Origin of the sequence: Nonomuraea sp. NPDC049709 (genome assembly GCF_040674815.1) — a bacterium.
GTDB lineage: Bacteria > Actinomycetota > Actinomycetes > Streptosporangiales > Streptosporangiaceae > Nonomuraea.
The window spans coordinates 1-19,291 of sequence record NZ_JBFANM010000133.1 but is presented as its reverse complement, the minus strand read 5'-3'; the positions used below and the strand labels follow the sequence as shown (position 1 = coordinate 19,291).

At 66.7% G+C, this 19,291-nt stretch carries 16 protein-coding genes and 2 pseudogenes; 6 read left to right on the top strand and 12 right to left on the bottom strand.

What is annotated here, in order from left to right; all coding sequences use genetic code 11:
• Positions 1 to 192 precede the first annotated feature (192 nt).
• On the bottom strand, positions 193 to 372 hold the full coding sequence (locus AB0J69_RS58440) for a hypothetical protein (protein ID WP_364137345.1): 180 nt from the start codon (positions 370 to 372) through the stop codon (positions 193 to 195).
• On the opposite strand from AB0J69_RS58440, the pseudogene AB0J69_RS58435 reads away from it, so the two are divergent.
• Positions 335 to 412 (top strand): annotated as a pseudogene (locus AB0J69_RS58435) (hypothetical protein); the annotation flags it as partial. The gene AB0J69_RS58440 and the pseudogene AB0J69_RS58435 sit on opposite strands and share 38 nt — an antisense overlap.
• A gap of 138 nt (positions 413 to 550) precedes the next feature.
• A pseudogene (locus tag AB0J69_RS58430) lies at positions 551 to 1,185 on the top strand (response regulator transcription factor).
• A gap of 175 nt (positions 1,186 to 1,360) precedes the next feature.
• Here AB0J69_RS58430 and AB0J69_RS58425 read toward each other — a convergent pair.
• The 9 genes from AB0J69_RS58425 to AB0J69_RS58385 form a co-directional block, all read right to left on the bottom strand.
• On the bottom strand, positions 1,361 to 1,903 hold the full coding sequence (locus AB0J69_RS58425) for a hypothetical protein (protein WP_364137349.1): 543 nt from the start codon (positions 1,901 to 1,903) through the stop codon (positions 1,361 to 1,363).
• 14 nt (positions 1,904 to 1,917) lie between these two features.
• Complete coding sequence (locus AB0J69_RS58420) at positions 1,918 to 2,085, bottom strand: hypothetical protein (RefSeq protein ID WP_364137347.1); 168 nt, start codon at positions 2,083 to 2,085, stop codon at positions 1,918 to 1,920.
• A 222-nt stretch (positions 2,086 to 2,307) separates the two neighbouring features.
• Complete coding sequence (locus AB0J69_RS58415) at positions 2,308 to 2,469, bottom strand: hypothetical protein (protein ID WP_364137343.1); 162 nt, start codon at positions 2,467 to 2,469, stop codon at positions 2,308 to 2,310.
• Between the two features lie 68 nt (positions 2,470 to 2,537).
• Positions 2,538 to 4,436, bottom strand: coding sequence for a glycosyl hydrolase 53 family protein (locus AB0J69_RS58410; RefSeq protein WP_364137341.1), 1,899 nt, complete (start codon positions 4,434 to 4,436; stop codon positions 2,538 to 2,540).
• 331 nt (positions 4,437 to 4,767) lie between these two features.
• The gene (locus tag AB0J69_RS58405; RefSeq protein ID WP_364137340.1) at positions 4,768 to 5,496 is read right to left on the bottom strand and encodes a carbohydrate-binding protein; all 729 of its coding nucleotides are present in this window, start codon (positions 5,494 to 5,496) and stop codon (positions 4,768 to 4,770) included.
• A 303-nt stretch (positions 5,497 to 5,799) separates the two neighbouring features.
• Positions 5,800 to 7,758 carry a hypothetical protein gene (locus AB0J69_RS58400; protein WP_364137338.1) on the bottom strand — a complete coding sequence of 653 codons (1,959 nt, stop codon included), beginning with the start codon at positions 7,756 to 7,758 and terminating at the stop codon, positions 5,800 to 5,802.
• Between the two features lie 106 nt (positions 7,759 to 7,864).
• Complete coding sequence (locus tag AB0J69_RS58395) at positions 7,865 to 8,191, bottom strand: hypothetical protein (protein WP_364137337.1); 327 nt, start codon at positions 8,189 to 8,191, stop codon at positions 7,865 to 7,867.
• Between the two features lie 347 nt (positions 8,192 to 8,538).
• Complete coding sequence (locus AB0J69_RS58390) at positions 8,539 to 9,420, bottom strand: 5'-methylthioadenosine/S-adenosylhomocysteine nucleosidase (RefSeq protein WP_364137336.1); 882 nt, start codon at positions 9,418 to 9,420, stop codon at positions 8,539 to 8,541.
• Positions 9,417 to 11,180 (bottom strand): hypothetical protein, encoded by a 1,764-nt coding sequence (locus tag AB0J69_RS58385; protein WP_364137335.1) that lies wholly within the window; start codon positions 11,178 to 11,180, stop codon positions 9,417 to 9,419. Before AB0J69_RS58385 ends, AB0J69_RS58390 begins: the two co-directional genes overlap by 4 nt.
• Positions 11,181 to 11,266: 86 nt before the next feature.
• Between AB0J69_RS58385 and AB0J69_RS58380 the strand changes: the two genes are divergently transcribed.
• The gene (locus AB0J69_RS58380; protein WP_345577380.1) at positions 11,267 to 12,001 is read left to right on the top strand and encodes an NUDIX domain-containing protein; all 735 of its coding nucleotides are present in this window, start codon (positions 11,267 to 11,269) and stop codon (positions 11,999 to 12,001) included.
• 177 nt (positions 12,002 to 12,178) lie between these two features.
• Here the strand turns inward: AB0J69_RS58380 and AB0J69_RS58375 are convergent, their stop codons facing one another.
• Complete coding sequence (locus tag AB0J69_RS58375) at positions 12,179 to 13,477, bottom strand: hypothetical protein (RefSeq protein ID WP_364137332.1); 1,299 nt, start codon at positions 13,475 to 13,477, stop codon at positions 12,179 to 12,181.
• 95 nt (positions 13,478 to 13,572) lie between these two features.
• Between AB0J69_RS58375 and AB0J69_RS58370 the strand changes: the two genes are divergently transcribed.
• Positions 13,573 to 14,769 carry a plasmid pRiA4b ORF-3 family protein gene (locus AB0J69_RS58370; protein WP_364137330.1) on the top strand — a complete coding sequence of 399 codons (1,197 nt, stop codon included), beginning with the start codon at positions 13,573 to 13,575 and terminating at the stop codon, positions 14,767 to 14,769.
• Between the two features lie 146 nt (positions 14,770 to 14,915).
• On the opposite strand, the gene AB0J69_RS58365 is transcribed toward AB0J69_RS58370, so the two are convergent.
• Positions 14,916 to 16,424, bottom strand: coding sequence for a hypothetical protein (locus AB0J69_RS58365; protein ID WP_364137328.1), 1,509 nt, complete (start codon positions 16,422 to 16,424; stop codon positions 14,916 to 14,918).
• Positions 16,425 to 17,328: 904 nt separating this feature from the next.
• On the opposite strand from AB0J69_RS58365, the gene AB0J69_RS58360 reads away from it, so the two are divergent.
• A complete protein-coding gene (locus tag AB0J69_RS58360; RefSeq protein WP_364137326.1) occupies positions 17,329 to 18,165 on the top strand; it encodes a site-specific integrase in 837 nt (278 codons plus the stop codon).
• An 846-nt stretch (positions 18,166 to 19,011) separates the two neighbouring features.
• Positions 19,012 to 19,291 (top strand): hypothetical protein (locus tag AB0J69_RS58355; RefSeq protein WP_364137324.1); only part of this gene is annotated, 280 nt, incomplete at its 3' end.

Here is a 19,291-nt window from a genome sequence, read left to right as displayed (position 1 = left end):
GGGGTACGGCGAGACAGACGGCGGCCGTCGCCACGACGGCGGCCAGACCGGTGAGTGAACGGGAAGCTGTGCGGCCCATGGGGGTGCCCTTCTCAGGAGAGGTTGGGTGTGGCGCCCCCTTGTGTAGTGGGTGCCACTTTCATGCGGGCTTTCGACCACTTGACGGACTCTTGAGCTGCGTGGCGGTGATCCTCACCGGGTCCAGATGGCGGCGTATCGGCCCAGCTCGGTGCTGATGTGGACTGGGTAGAAGCCCTTGGCCCGGAGTTCGTCGAACCGGCTCTGGTAGACCGGGGCGGTCACCGCCACCGCGTACTTCCTGGTCGCCGAGGCGATGACCAACGTGCTGAAACACGCCCCGGCGACCGGCATCCGCGTACGCGTGCGCCAGGCCGAGGAGCACTTGCACATCGCCGTCACCGACGACGGCATCGGCTCTGCCCCGTCCCAGCTGTCCTTGACCCCTGCGCGATCGTGTCGGCGCGGTCGGCGGGACCCTCTCGGTGACCAGCATGTCGCACGAGGGCACCACCATCGAGGCGGTCATGCCGTGCGCGTCGTAGTGGCAGAAGACTCGGCGCTGTTTCGCGAGGGCATCGTCCGACTACTCGAGGACGCCGGCCACCACGTGGTCGCCGCCGTCGGCGACGCCCGTGCCCTGGTCGACGCAGTTCGCGCCCATCGGCCCGACATCGCGGTCATCGACGTCCGGATGCCGCCGACGATGACCGACGACGGCGTACAGGCAGTCCAGCTCCTGCGACGGGAACTGCCCGACTTCCCATACTGCTGCTGTCCCAGCACATCGAAACGGCCAGCTCGGTGCCGCTGGTCAGCACCGGGGCGTTCGGCTATCTGCTCAAGGACCGGGTGCTGCGCGTCGACGATTTCCTCGTCGCCCTCATCAGAGTCGCGGACGGCGGCTCGGCCCTCGACCCGGAGGTGGTGGCGGCGCCGATCCAGGCGCAGAACACGCTAATCGCGCGCCTGTCCGAGCGCGAGCGCGACGTCCTCGCCCTCGTCGCCGAGGGGCACTCCAACACCGCCATCGCCACCCGCCTGGTCATCGCCGAGCGCACCGTGGAGGCGCACATGTGCACAATCTTCCAGAAACGCCACATTCCGGACTCGGCCGAGCATCATCGCCGGATTCTGGCCGTCCTGACCTACCTGAAATCACGCTAATTGGTTCCCCTGTCCCTGCTGGGGACGCCGCTCATGCGGGAAATGGGTGCGGGTTGCCCGCCGACGTCGGTTCTCCTATGGCGCGATCGCTGCCCTCGCCCGCGACCACGGCGTCAGCCGCGGCCGTGACCCGCACGGCGGTCGTCGACCTCATGCCCGACCACAACGCCATCTCTCAGGAGGAAACCCCCGCTCCGAAGCTGCCTGTCACCCTTGACATGCCGGGCAAGGTCGCGGACTTCCTCCGCGCGTCCGACCTGGAGCCCGCCGAGCGGGCCGCGCTCTTCGCGACCAAGGGGTGACCGTACGGCGCGGCCACGGCTACAGCCTGCCCATCACGGCCGTGCCAGGGGTCCACCGCCAGCCACTCGCCCGCTGCCAACCGCTCGACGGCGACCAGGTTGTCCCTACCGTCCCTGCCCAGTGCAAAGCCCGGCGCCAGGTCCATGCCCAGCAAGGGGAAGAGCGAAGCGAGGTGAGGAGCAAGATCGGCGAGCAGCCCGTTCCATGCCTCGTACTCGCCCAAGGGCTCCAGTTCCGTGGCCAGTTCGGCGGGATCGGTGGAGAGCGCCATGCTACGGCCCTCAGGCAGTGACGCCCCGGTGGACACCCTGCCCTGGACGTAGCGCAGGCCCAGCTGCGCCAGGTCGTCGCCGAGTTCGGCATAGGACGGTCCGCTGGTCAGGATGGGATGCATCGCGGAATAGGTGTCGTGCATGAAGCCGGGCAGGGTCAGTTCCTCGGTGCGTACGAGGCGCCGGGCACAGCGGAACGCTCCAGCAGGGCCACGCTGCGGCGGGCCTTGGCGAGGTAGGCAGCAGCGATGAGGTTGTGGTGCCCACAACCGACGCAGACCACGTCGTAGGTGCGCTGCGGTGGCTGCGTACCGATCGAAGTCACGTCGCCAGGCTACGGCGTCCGAGCGCAGCCACGGCGACACGTCCACTGCCAGCACGATCCGCCCGTCCGGCCGGCGCGGTAACGGCGACTCGGCGTGTGGGTGCCGAAAATGAGCCACCACTCTGACCTGGTCTGGTCCGAGACCGGCTGCTCGCGTGAAGGCCAGCACGAAGAGCAGTGTCGGAGCAAGGTTGGCGAACCCCACCAGACTTCTCTTTCGCATCACGACCTGCTCGCGATGGCCTTCATCACCGTCTGGGCGTCGGCGATGACCGTGTTGAGGTCGCCGCCGCTGCCGTAGGCGCACTGCAGCATCTTCAGCCACGGACTCTGCGGCGAGTTGATCGGTTCGAAGAACGTGATGGTGTTACGGCGTGCGCCCAACCGTGAGTGCCTTGGCAACATCCCCCACCCGCGGCTCGGCCCGGAAATTCATCACGTTGACTCCGTCGCTAGATGACGTCGATGACTGCGGTTACCTTGCCCAGCGCCGTCGTCCCGGCGATGACGACCTGACCGGGCGTGTCGGTTGCCCTGTCCAGCAGCGCCTGCCAGTGAACGGGGATTGTGGTGATGGCGTTGTTCGCGGTGGTGAGCTTGCGGACGGAGGTGGGAAGTGCTGGAGTGCTGTCCACCCCGGTGGTGACGTAGACAGTGTCTTCTAGGATGTGCCTGGCCTGGCTCGCGTTGAACACGTTGATCGACGCGTGCGGCTCCCAGGTGTCGGGCAACTCGGGCACGGCCCGGAACATCGGCTGGTAGCCCGCCGGCTCCCAGACCAGCACGCCGGCACCCTGGTTGCCGACCACGTCGTTGGCGGCCTGGAAGACCCGCTGGATAGCGTCTGCCTGGCCCTGGACGGTGCGTGGGAAGGGCGAGTTGGGCAGTGGTGAGCCGTCGCCGCCGGACGCGGGGTAGGCGGTCTCGGCGATGTCGATTTCGTAGTCGGGGTAGGTCGTCGCGATCGTGTGCAGGTTGGCATCCAGTGCGTCAGGCGATCCGTGCCACTCCGGATAGTACGAGATCGCGAGCACGTCAGCGTTCTGGCCTTTGGCCTTGACCCGGGTGAGGAACTGGCTCCAGAACTCCATGGTCTTGGCGAGCCTTCCGGCGTCGACGATCACATGGATCTCCACCTTGGTCTTCGGCGACGTATCGCGGACGGCCTTGATCCCGGCCGCGGCCAACGTGGTGAACCGGTCCCACGCCTCGTTGTAAAGCCGCTGCTCGACCGGGTCGGTCGACTGCCAGTAGCGCCACAGCAGGCCGCCACCGGGCTTCGACTGGTAGATGTCGGCCTGGTTGACGAAGTACGGCGGGTTGGTCGTGCCGATGAGGGCCGCCTCGCTGCCGTACAGGAAGCCGTTGATGATCTCATTTCCGACGGCGACCTTGTCCGGCGTGGTGCCCTGCTTGATCAGCCGGCGGAGGTGGGCGCCGGTGAAGTGGTACACCGCCTGCGTCAGATCGTCGAACTCCAACTCGGCCCAGGCGCGCGGTTTCGGTTGCTTGGCCGGGTCCGCCCAGGAGTCCGCGTAGTGGAAGTCGATGCCCAGCCCCATGCTCCGGTCCTTGATCCACCGTGCCGACTGCAGCGAGCGTTCTGGCCCTTGGCGCGGGATCGGTGTCGGTTCGCCGGTGCTTTCGTCCCTCGGCTCGTTGAAGATCCGCAGCCGGGCGTACTCCATGCCGCGGTCCTTGGCCACGTCGAGTAGGTGCGGTCCGGCGCCACGGTCGGCGGCCAAGGGGTTGACCCAGTATTCCCGGGTCTGGACGTCGTCCACCCAGGACAGGTCGGCGCCGAGGATGAGGTCGTCGCGCAGGTAGTTGAAGATCTGGATCTCGCTCACCCCGACCTTGGGATGGCCTGACGCGCCGGTGACCGTGAGCCGGACGAAGCGTGTTCCCGGCCGGGTGAACAAGTGCACCGCTCCCCGTGACGCGGCTCGGTTGCGGAACTTGTCGGCGATCTTGGTCCACCTGCGACCGTCGGACGAGGCTTCGATGATGTACCGGTGCACCACGCCAGGGTCAGCGAAGATCACCTTGACCTTCCGCAGATTGTTGTAGGCGCCGCCAAGGTCCACGGTCAGCCGCTGTCGGGCGCTGGAGCCGTCCGCGTACCAGGATGTCGTCGGGTCTCCGTCAATGGCCAGCCGGGCGGTGGGTAAGCCGCTGCTTGCCGTGGCGGAGGTCCAGAACTTGGCGGCGATGTTGCTCTCGATCGGCTTGATGTGCGCGGTGCCAAAGGTGGCGTGCGCTGACGCGGGCGCCGTGAACATCCCCGCCACCAGCGCGGTCACGAGCACAGTGAGTGCCGCGGTGACGCGCGTCCCATATCTGTTGATCATGTTCCCTCTCGAGGTGTGCGGCTACGCGTTGGCCAGGCAGTCGATGACGCTGAGCCGGAGGGCTGCGCGAATGGCGCCCGCCTTCCGGGCGCGGCATCTTGGTGCGGACGGATGCCATCCAGTAAGGGAGCGCTCCGATTGGAAGAACATGTACGTTCGTGTGCCCAATTCGCGAGATTTGTTCTGTGCACGTTCACAGAACCGGAACCTCGCGAGATACCCGGGCGGAGGGGAAGCAGTGACTTCCAGGAGTGGGACGGTGGCCGGCACGGCCGCTCTCGGGCGCATCAGCGGAGGTCCCGGTGCCCTCCTGGCCGCACGGAGTGACTAGTCAGCCGGCTATGGTGCCGAGGTCGAGGTAGTCGATGTTGGGCAGTCCGGCTGTGGTGGTGGGATCCAACCGGATGGTGTTGCCGCCGGCGTTCAGCGGGACCGTCACGGTCTGGGTGGCCCATGTCGTCCAGGCGCCGGTGGATTCGAACGACACCGTCGCCGCCGTGGACCCGTTGACGACCAGGGTGGCAGCCCTGGCGCCGCCGGCGCCGTTGGCGAACCGGATCCCGAGCGTCGCCGTACCGGCCGCCGAAGCGTTCGCCGTGAACTGGGCATAGGCGCCGGCGGCATTGTTGCCGTTACAGAAACCGCTGCCGGAGAAGCCGGCCCAATTCGCGTCGATCGTGCCCTGACACACCGCCGGCGCGGTCTCCGCCTCATACCGCTGCCCCGCCGGCGTGTCCCCGGGCCGCTCGAAGGCGCCGAGATCGGGGGCCCGCCCGGTGTAGGGCAGGCCGACGTCGGTGCCTTTGTCGATCAGGGTACTGTTCGCGGCAAGGCGCAGGTGGGGCAGTGTGGGCAAGCTACCGTCTGCCTGGCGAGGCGCATCCCAGCCGGAGGTCGATACGCTCCGGAACTGGGAGTCCGACAGGGTGACGCCCAGGTCCCAGGAGTTGTACGCGGAGCTGGTACCGGTCATGTTCGACGTCAGCGTGCCCGTGTAGGCGATGTTGTTGCGCAGGTTGCCCCGGCCGACGGCGGCGCCGCTTGAGTCGATTCCCAGCATGTTGAAGTCGGGGGTGGTTCCCGTAACCGGTGTTGTTGACGTAGTCGTTGGCCACCGGGTGGTGGTTGGAGTAGAAGCAAGATCTTTTAATGTCTCGCAGTGCCGTTTAGTGGCAGTTAATACCGCCTGTGCGCACTTTGCGGGTCCAACAGTGCCGATTCATGACGGGGCGTGTCGGGGCGCGCGAGCACGCACCGAGCACGGCCGGCACGCTGACTAACCATTGGATCACAGCTCCCCCCACAGGAGCGACGGCTTCGCCGTTAGGCTCGTGCTCAAACCACAATGCGAGGCCTTCGAAGATCAAGCTGACCTCAATGGTGGCTGGTCCAGCCCGCCAGAGAGCAGCACATCCCGGACGAACTCAGCCGCGTTACGGGCAGCGATCTCGTGCCAATCGTCGTTCTTGTTCATCCCCCAATCGCAGATGGATTTCACCACGATCCAGTCCGTCTTCTCCTTGGCTGCGGCAGCGTAGACGCCGATTCCCTCCATCTCGCCACCGACCGCATCCGGATGCGCGTCGATGAGCTTTTGACGTGCTGTCGGGGAGTTGAGCAACAGGCTCCCGGAGAGCATCGCGCCATAATGGACTGGCGGGCCGTCCTTCCCCAACCTGGCGCTCTGGAACCGGTCGAGCAGCGTTACCGACGGGGCCACACGCTCACCCCTGCAGATCTCGATCTCTGTCCCCGGTGTGGACTCGATGATTTTTTTGTGATCGATGCCTCGCAGTTGAGTGCACACCAGAATGTCTCCGAGCCGTTGCTCGCCTTCGCGTAGGCCGTAGCAGATTCCGGTGAGCAGGAGATAGTCGGGATCCAACTGATCGATCAGCGACTTGGCGGTCAACTGGGAGCCTCCCGGATCCACGGCCGCCGGCCGCGTCTGCGCCAGCAGGACCCGGGAACGGCTTACCACGCCGAGCTCGAAAACCGTGTGATGCTCCAGATAGCGGCGCAGCGGCTCTACTCCCGTGACATCGGTGACAGACCGGATGACGGCGTCGCGTTCCTCGTTAGTGGCAACCATGATCACAACCGACGATGTTCCCAGCACCGGTTCCATCCTCCTCCGGAAGTTGTCGACCCGCTCCTTTCGTCCCGTTGCCGTCCGCCAGCCCACAACCAGCACGAGTAGCACGACCACGATCGCCATGACCGCATTGAGCCATCCCAATACCCATGCCTTTGAGGTCAGTGGAGCGAGGTGGGGCGGAGCGACAAAGATCGTGCGCCAGGCCAACCAGCGCAGCGCCGACTCGAAGGTCGCCGGACGACCGGCGCAGTCGCGGAGACACTCGCTCCGCTCCCAGCCAGCCAGTACATAAGCCTCGATCAAAAACACGAACCCGGCCCCCATCGGAACGAGAAGCCCATCGAAACCGGACATGGCGACCTTGCGCCCCCGGGCATCCGTTCGTGACCCCGTCGCCAAGAACGTGACCCCGTCGGAGTCCTCGCCAATCGACTTCCGCATGACGTCTCGCATCGCGTACGTCGTCGCCCCGTCCAGCAGACAGAGCAGTGGTTCGTTGACCTCGACCGTCCGCGGGCGCACCCTCAGGTCTTCGATGGCACCCATCATCTGGGCGCGGACAAGTCCTCGCAGCCGCTCGGTAACCTCGCCGAGCAGGCCGGGCGCCATAACGGGGTCAGCGCAATGACACAGCGGTATCGACCAGTGCTGAAATCTCAACTCCTCGGCCACCGACCGTTCCCGGCGGTCGTGCACTGGCAGTCCCAAGATCCATCTGGCAGTCATGGTGCAGACTGCCGCAGTCCCCAGCACGGAGACATGCATCAACACGGCCATAGCCAGTACCGACGCGACCCACAGCGCCGGAATCCAATGGGACGCGCCTCCCAGGAGAGCCGACACCGCCGACAACATCAACAGCACTGCTGGAGGAAACAGGAACAGCACCACATCCCAGTGCTTGTCGAGCAGGCGCAGCAGCGACATACCAGGCCTGCCTGTAAACCGAGAGCCGTGCGGAGACTCCAGTACCGCGAAAACCTCTGGGCTCCGCCAGACGAGCCGGCCATCGCGCGCCGCCACGTACAGGATGACCGCCACGGGCGCACGCGATCTGAGCACACCAAAGATTCCCTTCGGCCGGACCACGTCGGCCACGTCCCGGCGGCGCTCGGCGCGGCGCACGGCCCTGGCCGCCTCGCGCGCGACCTGGAACGAGATGAAGAGCCGATCCGAGCCCGCCGTTCCCCGCGGATGGGTCTCCGGCGGAAGTTCAGAGGACACACTCCCACCCTGGCGTATCCGAACACGCGCGTCACGGCCACATCTGAGCCGTCGTGTCACGAAGAAGGTCTCTGGGGGCAGGTTGCCAAGTCGTGAGTCCAGCCGGTCAGCCGTCATGATCCACATTCCACACGCTGGTGCAAGCGGGGCCGCTGGTCTCCCAGGTGCTGGTGAAGATGCGAAGCGCGAGTCCGTAGAGCAGCCCCGGTGGCCGCGCGACCACACACGGCGAGTTGCGGCCGTGTTCAGTCTCTCCGTACAGGGTGATGTAGGCGACCTCGTCGGTCAGGATGATGCGATACAGGTTCGGCAGATCGTAGAAGCGCAGTTCGACGACGTCCAGGTGCTGCGCGGCCTCGCGAACGTAGGCGGCATTGTTGCGCACCTGCTCCTGCAGCATGCCCGGCCGCAGTCCTCGGTCGAAGCGTCGCATTGACTCCTCTCGCCTGACCAGCCAGGAGCCCGGCCGGGGGTCTGGTAGTAGAACCCGTACCGCATCGAGGGGCCGTACCGAGCCTGACCAAATGGGCCCGAAGGTGTCTCGGGTGAGCTCGTTGCCACGCCCGGCTAGCACTCCGACCCACCGCGCCTTCACCAGGTCAGCGGCCAGATCGTCCGCCGCCCGCCGCTGCTGGCGGTGCAGCTTACGCACCCCCAGTCCGGAGTATCGGGAGAGCACAGCGACGGCCCAGTCGCGAGCACGGGCGGAGAGTGCCCATCCCACAGCGACGGAGAGCCCTGTTGCCGCCATCGAGCTGACCACGCCCAGCGTGAAGTCGTTCATCGCTTGTTCTCAAGATAGGGAAGAAGGAGACGCAGAACCTGAGCAGCGTGCCAGGCCGCGACCCGCTGAGGTGTGTCGGACTTGTTCCGGTCGGCGCGATCGGAGATGCCGCGTACGACCATCCACCGGTGCTGCCGGCCGGAGGCGGCGGAGCGTTCGTGGCAGGCTTGCCCAAGCCCGCCCGCTTCCATGTCCACGGCGAGGATCTTGTCGTTGAACGAGGCCAGGAAAGCGATCTCGTCAGCGTCCTCATCTGCGATGACCGCTTCTCCTGACCCGATGGGGCCTGCATGCACAACCGGCGATCGCGAGGTTCCCTCGGGGTCCACGATCGTCAGGCGGCTGGGCGGATCGAGATCGGCGATGAAGGCGTTGACCGCATGTCCGATGGCCGCAGGCACCGGTCGGCTCTGACCACGGCGAGGTGTACCAGTGGGCGTGATCTTACGCAGGTCGTAGTAGACCATCTCAGTGGCCAGGATCACGTCACCGATGGCTACTGACTCGTGGATGCCTCCGCCGATCCCTGCCAGCACGGTGATCTCGGGATCGAAAGCTCCGACGAGATTGGCGTAGGCGGCCATGGCGGAGCGTTGTCCCTGCTCGAGGGCCATGGTGGCGGCCACCGACACCCCGTTCACCATCGCCCGGTAGAAGGTCAGATCTCCGACGCGTTCACTACGTAGGCCAAGAGCGAGCCGTACGGCCTGGGTCTCGAGCGGAAGGATGGTGATCACTCCCACCTGGGCGCGCTCCGCAGCTCCGTCACGCTGCACCGCGGCAGCCTGTACCACCTTGGCGTTGCTGCCCACCGCCGAGTCGCGCACGGTCATGGTGCCGCCGTAGTTCAGAATGCCGTCGACGTGCTGCTGGCTCACGATCGTTCACCGTCCCCTTGGTCATTGGGCTCATGTTGCTGATTGGACCGGTACTGGTTGGTCCGGTACTGGTTGGTCCGGGAGGCGTTCTGACCGATGGCCGAGTCACGGATTTCCATTCGCCCCATGTTGAGTACAGTCGCGCTGATGATCGTTTGTGCTCGCTTCTTGAAGTCGGAGGTGTCCACACCATGCGCCTCCAGGAACTTCTCCGTCGCCCATAAGAGCCGCTGCTCAATGATCTTCATCAGGCCGAGGATCTCGGCGCGATCGTGCTCGGCGTCCTGCCATGGCGTCGCGCGATCCTCACGCACGCGGTGGGCCGTCCCGACGGCCGACCCCCTGTGCGGCAGGACCGTCCAGTCGATGCGCGCCAACAGCCAGCCCAGGAACAGCCGTGGTACACCAGCGATTCGCCTCATGGCGAGGATCTCGTCCGGCAGGCGCAGGACCGCTTTGAGGCCCTCCCGAACGACGGACACCCATCCTCGCTCCCCGTAGTGATCGAGGATCTCGTAGTTTCGTGGGAGCCGGGTCAGGGCGCAGGCCGCGAAGTCGAGGCAGAGCGTCCTGGCCTTGATGGTGACGCGGACGAACACCGTGACGACCACCTCTCCGGTCGGAGAGGTGGAGATCTCCAGGAAGTGGTGGAAGGGGCCGTAAGGAGTGTTGATGATCTTCCTGCGCTCCTCCGGGTCGAGCGTACGGCGCAGGCGGTCCCGGTCGTTGGACAGGACCATCTCCTCAACGTAAATGCGGTCCCCGATGCTGAGTCCTGGCAGCGAGGTCGGCTCGCCTCCGCCTCCGACCTCCTCAACGGCCTTGTGCAAGACGTCAATCAGCTCGTCCGGCTCGAAGTCACGCACGTTGTCCGTGTTCTCCGGCGTGCCCTGCTTCGGAAGCAGGGGCACGGTCAGCGGGGGCAACCACTTGTGAACGAGTTCTCCGGCTCCGACGAAGATGTCCTGCCGATCTTCGAAGTAGCTCGTCAGACGGAGTGAAATGTCGTCCTCGTCCTTGCCCTCGTCGTCTTCCTCGCTCTCCGGCACGGGCCGACGGTAGATCGCGTACTCGGACGCCTGCTGCTCGCGAATACGCTGCATGCGTCGGCTCGGCCGCCCGATTCCCAGCGAATCGGACACCCACATGCGGTTGGCGCTCAACCGCCGGCTTGCGGCCCCGGTGAAGGCGAACAAGGCCAGCGCAGCAACGAGCAAGGCGGCCATGGCAAGCACGTTCTCTGCAGGCCGATGCTGCAGCGCCGCTGCCAGAATGGGTACGACAAAGAGCGCGAGGCAGGCCATGGTGAGCAGCTTCACTTCACGTTGCAGCTCCTCCAGCCCACGCTTGTGCCGGCGATATCGGGTGCGGTGCAGGAAATCGTCGGTGGCCTCCAGCGCCCGCCGCCGCCCAACCGCGGGAAGCGTACGAGCCAGGCGCCGCAGCGCCAGCCAGAGCAGCAGGATGCACACCACCGTGATAGCCAGGGCGGGAAGAGCCAGCCACGCCCCGACGAATACGGACAGAAACCCCAACCGCTCGAGAACCTCCAGCATCAGCGCGCGCTTGGCATGTCCGACCACAGGAACCAGATCGAAACCGTACGAAGGGGCGACCCGGTGCGCGGGATCAAGCAGGACCCGCCAGATCACCGAGTCTCGGAAGTCACGGTCGAAGTAGACACCCGCGCACAACTGTCGGGCTGCCTTGCCTCGCGGATGAGCGGGTTGTCGGCCAGGTGAATGCGCATCGTCGCTCATGCCACCTCCACCACAGAACGAATTTAGGTAGCTATGACCTTAAGCTCCTTAGAGATAAGGTCAAGATGACCTAAAGGGAGACAGTCTTGTCACGCGAGCACCAACAGGGGATCGACGTCACCGTCGACCTCGTGATCCTCACCATCCGGGACAGCGAGCTCCACGCTCTCCTTGTAGAGCGCGGCAACGAACCGTACAGGGGCCGGCAGGCGCTCCCCGGTGGCTTTCTACGACCAGGCGAAACCCTGGAACACGCCGCCCGGCGCGAACTGAAGGAAGAGACGGGCCTGGACGCGGCACGGCTGCACCTCGAACAGCTCCGCGCCTATAGCGAGCCGAACCGCGACCCCCGCGGGCGCGTGATCACTGTGGCCTTTCTCGCTCTCGGCCCCGATCTGCCCATCCCCACGGCCGGCACAGACGCCTCCGACGCCGCGTGGGTGCCGGTACCGTCGATTTTGGCCGAGCCTGGTCTGCTGGCCTTCGACCACCTGACCATCCTGCGTGACGCGCTGGAGCGCGCCCGGTCGCAACTGGAGTACACAACGGTGGCCACCGCGTTCTGCCCCGAACCGTTCACCATCTCCGACCTGCGCAAGGTTTACGAGACCGTGTGGAGACTCAAGCTCGATCCAAGCAATTTCCGTCGCAAGGTCACCCGCGCCGACCGGTTTCTGGAAGCCACAGGGGAACGGCGGCTCACGGAGCCGGGCCGTCCCGCTCCCCTCTACCGCCGCGGCCCCGCCCACCTTCTGCACCCGCCACTGCTACGCGAGGGGCACCTTGCCCGCCTCCACACGACCACACCTGCCCTCCGCTAAGGACGTGACCCGCCGACCATCTCCCCCACCGCCTCTTCCCTGCCGCCGATCCACCTGCACAGCCCCAGACACGATGCATGGGCGTGCCGCCGTTTCAGCAGATCGGCAGGCGCAGAAATCGGTCGTCGCCTTGGACGGCCCGGGGGCACGTAGCCCGGCCATTCGGGAGCGGTTCAACTATTCGATGCGGCGAAGGTCCACGCCGTCGGATCCGTCCCACCGGTTGTTCGCGGCCGCTTGGCGAGCTCGCTCAGCCGGCTCGCCGGTCAGCCCGGTGCGTTCGATGCACCATTCGACCCACTGAGGTAGCAGATCGAGTACGGCCTCGGCGTACTTCTCGATGTATCCGTCTGCGACAAGGATCACGGTGTGCTCGATCCGATGCGGGGAGCAGGCGTAGTAGGCGGGCCCGGAGAGGCGGGACCAGGTGTCGGCGAGTGTGGCGATGTCTTCTCGTTCAGACGTGTGGCCGTCTCGATCGCGTAGCCAGGCGGCGAAGTCGTCGATGATCCGGTTGAGGTCCTGCTCGGGCTTGGGCTCGCGAGCGACGGTGAACGACTCGCAGAGGGCTCTGGCTCGCTGGCGCAGCCGGAAGTGTTCGGCGATGAGCTGCCGCGACTCGCTGCCGATCAGCAGGGCGCCCAGGAGGTCGGAATGGCACAGCGGATCCAGCAGTTCGCGGGCGGTGGCCTGGTCGCACGGAGCCGGTTCGGTGGAGGTGGGCGCCACGTGCGCCCCCACGGCGGCTCGCCACTCGGCGAACGCCTCCTCCGGGGAGGCGAAAACGCCTGCGTGTACGACCCGGTCTCCGGTGCAGCGGTCGATGTCCCAGCAGTACCAGTGCGGATCCTCCTCGCCCCAGGCAAAGGGGGCCAGGAGCGCGTACCGCGAACCGTACTCGTCGGCCAGCAGCAAGGGCTGTCCAGCCGGAGCGGCCCGGAGAATCTCACTCGGCCACCCGGCGGCGATGCCGGCCCCGGCCAGGACCGTCGTGGTGTCCTTGATGGTTTCGCGAACGGCGAGGCCGGGGTCGCGGCGCAGCATCTCCCCACTGGACGGCGGGGTCATCGCGGCGAGCCCGTGCAGCAGCCGCCACAGGTCATCCATCTGCCCGCTGGTGCGTGCGGCGCTCTGGATCTCGTCGCGGACGAGGTCGGCCAGCGAGGCCAGGTACTGGTCCCAGTGGAAACCCATGGTCTCGCTCTGGGTGCGCGTCCACATCTCCTCACCCACCAGGTCGACGACGGCGTTCTCCAGCCGCAGCGGCGAGTGGGCGGGCAGGTCGGCGAGGCGCTCGACGATCGCACTCTGGGAATCCGGCCACCACTCATCCCCAGCAGTCCCCATCAGCGACTCGAACAGCACAGAACCAGCATCCGGCGAAGGCTGACGGGCGGCGAGCTGCAGCGCCCGCCGGGCAGGATGGCCGCTGACTCCCCGCGTGGGATTGACCTTCGCCTTACGCTTGTTCGCCACGGCACCCGATCCTACGGCGTCACATACGCCGGGAAGGGCTCGTTCGCGCGGCACGTGCGGCTGAGGCCCGTACTCTGAACGCTATGCGGGAGGAGTTGCGGGCGTTCACCGAGTGGGTGGGCGCGGGCAGGAAGCTGACCCAGACGGGGAACCTGACGCTGTCGGACGCGCGGGCGCTGGTGGCGCTGCTGCAAACCGGCGACGAGATAGACCCGAAGATCGGCGACCGGGTGTTCCGGACGAAGAGCAGCACCGAACTGCCCGAACTGAACCTGATCGTGGAATGGGCCAAGGCGGCCGGGCTGGTCCGGGTGGTCAAGGGGCGACTGCTGCCGGTGAAGAAGGCGGCGCCGCTGCTGAAGGATCCGGAGCGGCTGTGGGAGGCGGCGTTCACGGCGCTGGAGAAGATGGGCGAGGCGCTCTTCCCCAGGAACTACTGGTACGCGTCGCTGGTCGGCGAGGAGTTCGCGCTCATCTGGCCGGCGCTGCTGCGCAGGTTGTACGGCGGGCCGGTGCCCGTCGCGGATCTGCGGGAGCTGGCGTGGGAGATCGCGTCGCCGTACTACGAGATGCACGACCCGCAAGCGCAACGGCGGATGACCGACCACGACATCGACCGACTGCTGACCGTCCTGGTCCGACTCGGCGCGGTGGAACTCACGGAGGAGACGGCGATTCTGACGCCGGTGGCGGTGAACGCCGTACGGCGCAGCCGGGGTGAGGCCGCACCAGGAGAGCCCATCTACCAGATCCGGGTGACGCTCCAGGAAAGTGCGGATCCGGTGATCTGGCGGCGCCTGCTCATCTCACCCGGGATCACGATCGACAGGCTGCACCACATCCTGGTCGCGGCCATGGGCTGGGAAGACTGTCATCTCCACCTGTTCACAGCGGGCGGTGTCCTGTACGGCAAACCGTCAGCCGAGTGGGATCTGAACGTTGTGGACGAGAGAAGGACCTCGCTAACGCAGGTGCTGCCGCAGGCCGGGGCAGCTATCGAATACGAATACGACCTGGGCGACAGCTGGCGGCACGACATCGTGCTGGAGGAGATTCTCACCGCGGAGGAAGGAGTCCGTTATCCGGTGCTGGTGGACGGTATGGGCGCTTGCCCGCCAGAGGACGTCGGCGGCGTTGGAGGCTACGCATACTTCCGTCTCGTGTTGGCCAATCCCGAGCACGACGAGCACGACGACTATGTCCGCTGGGCCGGTCTGAAGAGCGCGCAGGAGTTCGACCCGGCCCGGTTTGCCGTTGCAGCCGCACGCCGAGCGCTGGCCTCGGATAGATGATCAGATGCGCCTTGCACGTCAAGGGCCCCTGCTCTTTCCTCCAGTCGTCACTCATCACGGCAGGGCCGACCGCCTCATCCCGGAGCATCCCTGTACTCCGAACACATGCCTTGAGGTCGTCCCCGTTCGAATGCGCGCCCTAGAAGCTAGGCGCGTGCTGGGGGCAGATCGTAGCGGCTGACGGCCAGATACGTCTCCGGCGTCGCCGCTTCGAGGAGCCCCTCGTCGCTTTCCAGTTCGAGTTCTGGCTCCTGGGGACGGCGCAGCAGATTACTCCAGTCTCTTGTCGCTCCTCGCTCGTAGGCGTCGCGGAGCCGGGGGCGGAGCCGAGGGCGGGCTTCCTCCTGTTGCTCGCGGAAGATTCGCCGCTGGGTGAGTCGCTGTTGTTCCTGAGCGTCGTCGCTGAGTTCCTGGTCATCGGCCGACTGGTCCTCGGCGCGCAGCCCCGGAGTGCTCTGGGCGATGGCGAGGTCTTCCTCGTGGAGGCGCTCGCAGGCGGCGTACAGCTTCCGGGACATGCCGAGGTGAACTTCGGTACCTGGGATGCGGCAGGTGACGAAGTCATCGAGGCCCATGGAACGGATTCTGGTGCGCAGGGTGTGCCGCTCGGTGTAAGGCGCTACTCCGCGGGCTGCGGCCCGCATGTCGCGGGTGAGGTCGTCGCCTTCCAAGGGCGTGGTTAGCCCGGAGCGCCGACGACGGGACGCGCGGTCGGCGGGAACGAGCACGGTGCGTAGCCGGGCGGCGGGAGCGGAGCGCAGCGCCAGATAGGCGAGCATTTGGGCGCGGGCCGCGCCGATGAGCGCGTCGTCGCTGTCGCCGAGCCGGTCTTCGAGATTACCCGGGCCGACCCCTGACTCGTCGCCGATGTCAAATCCGGCCGGGGTGAACGGCGGCCGCCCGGGGTGCAGGTCATGGTCGATGGTGAGGAAGAGGTCGTCTCCGGGCCGCACGGACGCTCCAACCAGGACGGTACGGTGGGCGTACAAGCCGAGGATCTTGCTGCCGGCGGCCAGTTGCGCCCATCCCTTGCGGAGCGTGCTGAGGCCCACGTCGCCGCCCTTGGCCTCGATCAGCCAGTACAGGCCCTCTGCCTGATGCTGCCCCCATAGGTCGGGCAGCGTCAGCTTCGGATTCTTGAACGTGTCGCGCAGAGCGTTGATCGGGCCACCAAGTTCGAGGTGCTCCGTCTGACCGAGGCCCAGCAGTGAGCGGCAGGCCCACTCGGCCATCGTCATACCCAGCCGGTAGGAGGCTGCGTTCTTCGCGCTGCGCTCGGTGTTGTATGCGTACACCGGGTTCAGGGTCAGGCGCCGGCCCTTGGTGCCCTGCACGGAGTGCGTGCCAAGATAGGCGTACAGCGGGGAAACCCGGGCGACAAGCTCCCCGTGTGCATACCGCGGCTGATTCTGCAAGTGCGGGGTGACGTCGCGGCCCACCTCAACGGCGGCCTTGATGATCTCCCGCCAGGTGGTGGTCGAGACGTACCAGCCGTCGGTCGCCGGGAACCCGCCCGACCCCGCCCACGGCTTGAGCTCGGCCGTCCGCCACTGCCTCCTGGGCTTCCTCGCAGGCCGGTCACGAAAAAGGACCGGTACGTCGAAGCTGTCGGCGTAGGTAAGCGGTGGCTCGTCGGGGACGGGTGCGGGGATCATGTGTAGCACTCTGGCACGCCCGGATCGCCTCCGGCACCGGATATGAGGTTGCCGACCGATTCCCAGTGAGAGCCATTCGGTTGGCCTGGAACGGATGTGAGGCTCAAGGACTCGAGTACATCAATCGAAGCCTGCCGTCCGATCGGCGCATCGCCCTCGCTTCGGGGCATCGCCCTGCCCACTCGGCTGGTCTCCCACCGCCTGGCCGCCGCTCAACACCCGGCGCGACGAGCCGCGCTTCATCTTGCTCAGGCGAGTTGCCCACGCAACGCCGACCAGCACCAGAACGCTTTAAAGCTGTCTAGCAGGCCGTCGACCTGTACGGCGAGCTGACCCGACTCAACCTGAGCTTTCCCCCCGCACTCCGGACACTTGTCTCGAGGCCATCCCCGATCGAGTGCGAGCCCTAGCTGGCGCGGCTGTCGTCGCACACCGTGGGGGTGGAGGTGGGAGCGATGGCAAAGACTCGTGTGCAGGTCAGCAGGCGATGCGGATGCGTGGACACGGCGACGGAACGTCAGCGAGGAGTGACGTGTCCGCGGCTGCCGGTAGATGACGATCACGGCAGCTGGTACTTCGCGGTGCAGGTACGCGGCCTGGACGGGCAGCGGCAGCGTATCTGCCAAGGTGGTTACGCCGATCCCGAGGAAGCGCAGGCGGCAGGCCGGGCTTTGGCCACTGCCGACCGCGACGGCGCAGGAGCCGGATGCACCGTCGGTGAGTGGCTGGCACGCTGGCTGGCTACCAAGGACTCTCTGCATCCGTCGACCCGGCAGGGCTACGCCACGCATATCCGCCTCTACCTCGTCCCGCAGCTGGGACGGATGCTGCTCCACCAACTGACCGCGATGTCAACGGACTGCTCGCGACGCTGGCGTCCCGTCCCTCGTCGACCGGCCGCCGGTTGTCGCCCGCGACCGTGGTGCGGATCCACGCCACCCTGCGGACCGCGCTGAACGCGGCGGTGCGCGCCCGGCTGATGCCCATCAACCCGGCCAACGGAGCGGCGCTGCCCCGGCCGCGCCGACCGCATCCGGTCGCCTGGACCGCCGGGCGGACCGCCCGCCGGCGGCAAACGGGAGAACGTCCAGCAGTAGCGGTCTGGACCGCACAACAGCTCGTGGCGTTCCTGGCCGGCGTCGCGCAGGACAGCCTGTATGCCGCGTGGTGGCTGGCCGCGCTGCGCGGGCTGCGCCGCGGCGAGCTGGCCGGGCTGCGCTGGACGGACGTCGACCTGCAGGCCGCGGAGCTGACGGTGACGCAGCAGCGGGTGCACGCCTACGGCCAGGTCGTGGTCGGGCCGCCGAAGAGCGCCGCCGGCTGCCGGGTGGTCGCCTTGGACGCGGAGACCGCACGTGTGCTGATGCGGCACCGCGAGCGGCAAGAGGAGCTGAGCGCGGCGGCGGGCACCCGCTGTCAGGACTCGGCCTACGTGTTCACCACCGCGGACGGTGCGCCGCTACGGCCGGACTACCTCACTGGCCGGTTCCGCCGCCTGGTCGCGGCCTCCGGACAACCGCCGGTCCGGCTGCACGATCTACGCCATGGTGCCGCCACGCTGGCGCTGGCCGCGCGCACCGATCTGAAGGTGGTGCAGGCGATGCTGGGGCATGCCAGCATCGTGCTGACCGCCGACACTTATGTCTCGGTGCTGCCGGAGGTGGCCCACCACGCCGCCCGGGAGACGGCCCGGCTGGTGCTCAGCGCCGCGTCCGCCCTGGGGCGGCCGCTGGGCGGCTGACTCAGCTTTGCCTCATATCTGCCCCACGCCGCGCCGGCGCGCGGGCGCGGCTGGGGTTTCCGCTGGTGAAGTGGCGCGCCCTGCAGGATTCGAACCTGCGACCGTCGGATTAGAAGGCAGTTCGTGCCACCTCCGCGCACATTGCGTGTCAGGCAGTGCCGGGTCCTGACGACGCGTGACGGGACGTACGAGCACGCACCGAGCACGGCCGCCCCGTACAACCATTGCATCATGACTTCCCGGAATGGATCCCGCGATCTAGCCATGCCGACACCAGGCATAGAGATCGGTCGCAGTGCTCGGCATGTGCTCTAACCCGTACACCACTCCCATGGACGCTAACCCGGTGAGCCCGCCGACATGTCTCGTCTGTCGTGGCATCCAGTAGCTGTCGAACCGCTTGAGACGTATTAGTACTCCAGCCTGTGGGTGCCGAATATTGTGCCGCCTCATTCGACCTCGGCATACTCATGCAGGAGCCCGCCGAGCCGGTCTCGTCGGGTGATCTTGATGTCAGCGTCGACCGGATCGGGTAGCACCCGGAGCGGGCTGGCCTGCCCCAGAGCTCGGTGCGGACGATGCCTATTGAATTAGGTCTCGTACTCGGCGAGGACCTTGCGCAGGTGGCGTTCGTTCACGATGAGGATCCGGTCGAGTAACTCGCGCCGTGCACTGCCCACCGCGCCGTACACTGCCCACCCACCGCTCCATGATCGCGTTCATCCGCGGAGCCTGAGGTTGCGCCTGCCGATAATTACATCCGCCCACGTCATGGCCCTGCGAGGGCTTCGTGTGGCGTACTCGAGCTCCGGTCAGCCGGGAGCGCGTGCGGCAGGATGATCGGCTGTGCTCCTTCGCCTGGCCTATCTGACCGTCACGAACGCTTTTGCCGCGCTGCGGTTGCTGCCCATGGGCGATCGGGACAAGGACGTGGAGATTCTTGCCCTGCGTCACCAGATCACCGTCCTTGAACGCCAACTCGACGCTGACACCAGAGTGAGATTCGCACCCGAGGAGCGGGCCTTCCTGGTCGCTCTCCTGACCTCGCTGCCCCGCGAGGTCCTGCGCCGGCTGCGGCTGCTCATCCAACCGGATACCGTCCTGCGCCGGCATCGCGATCTGATGT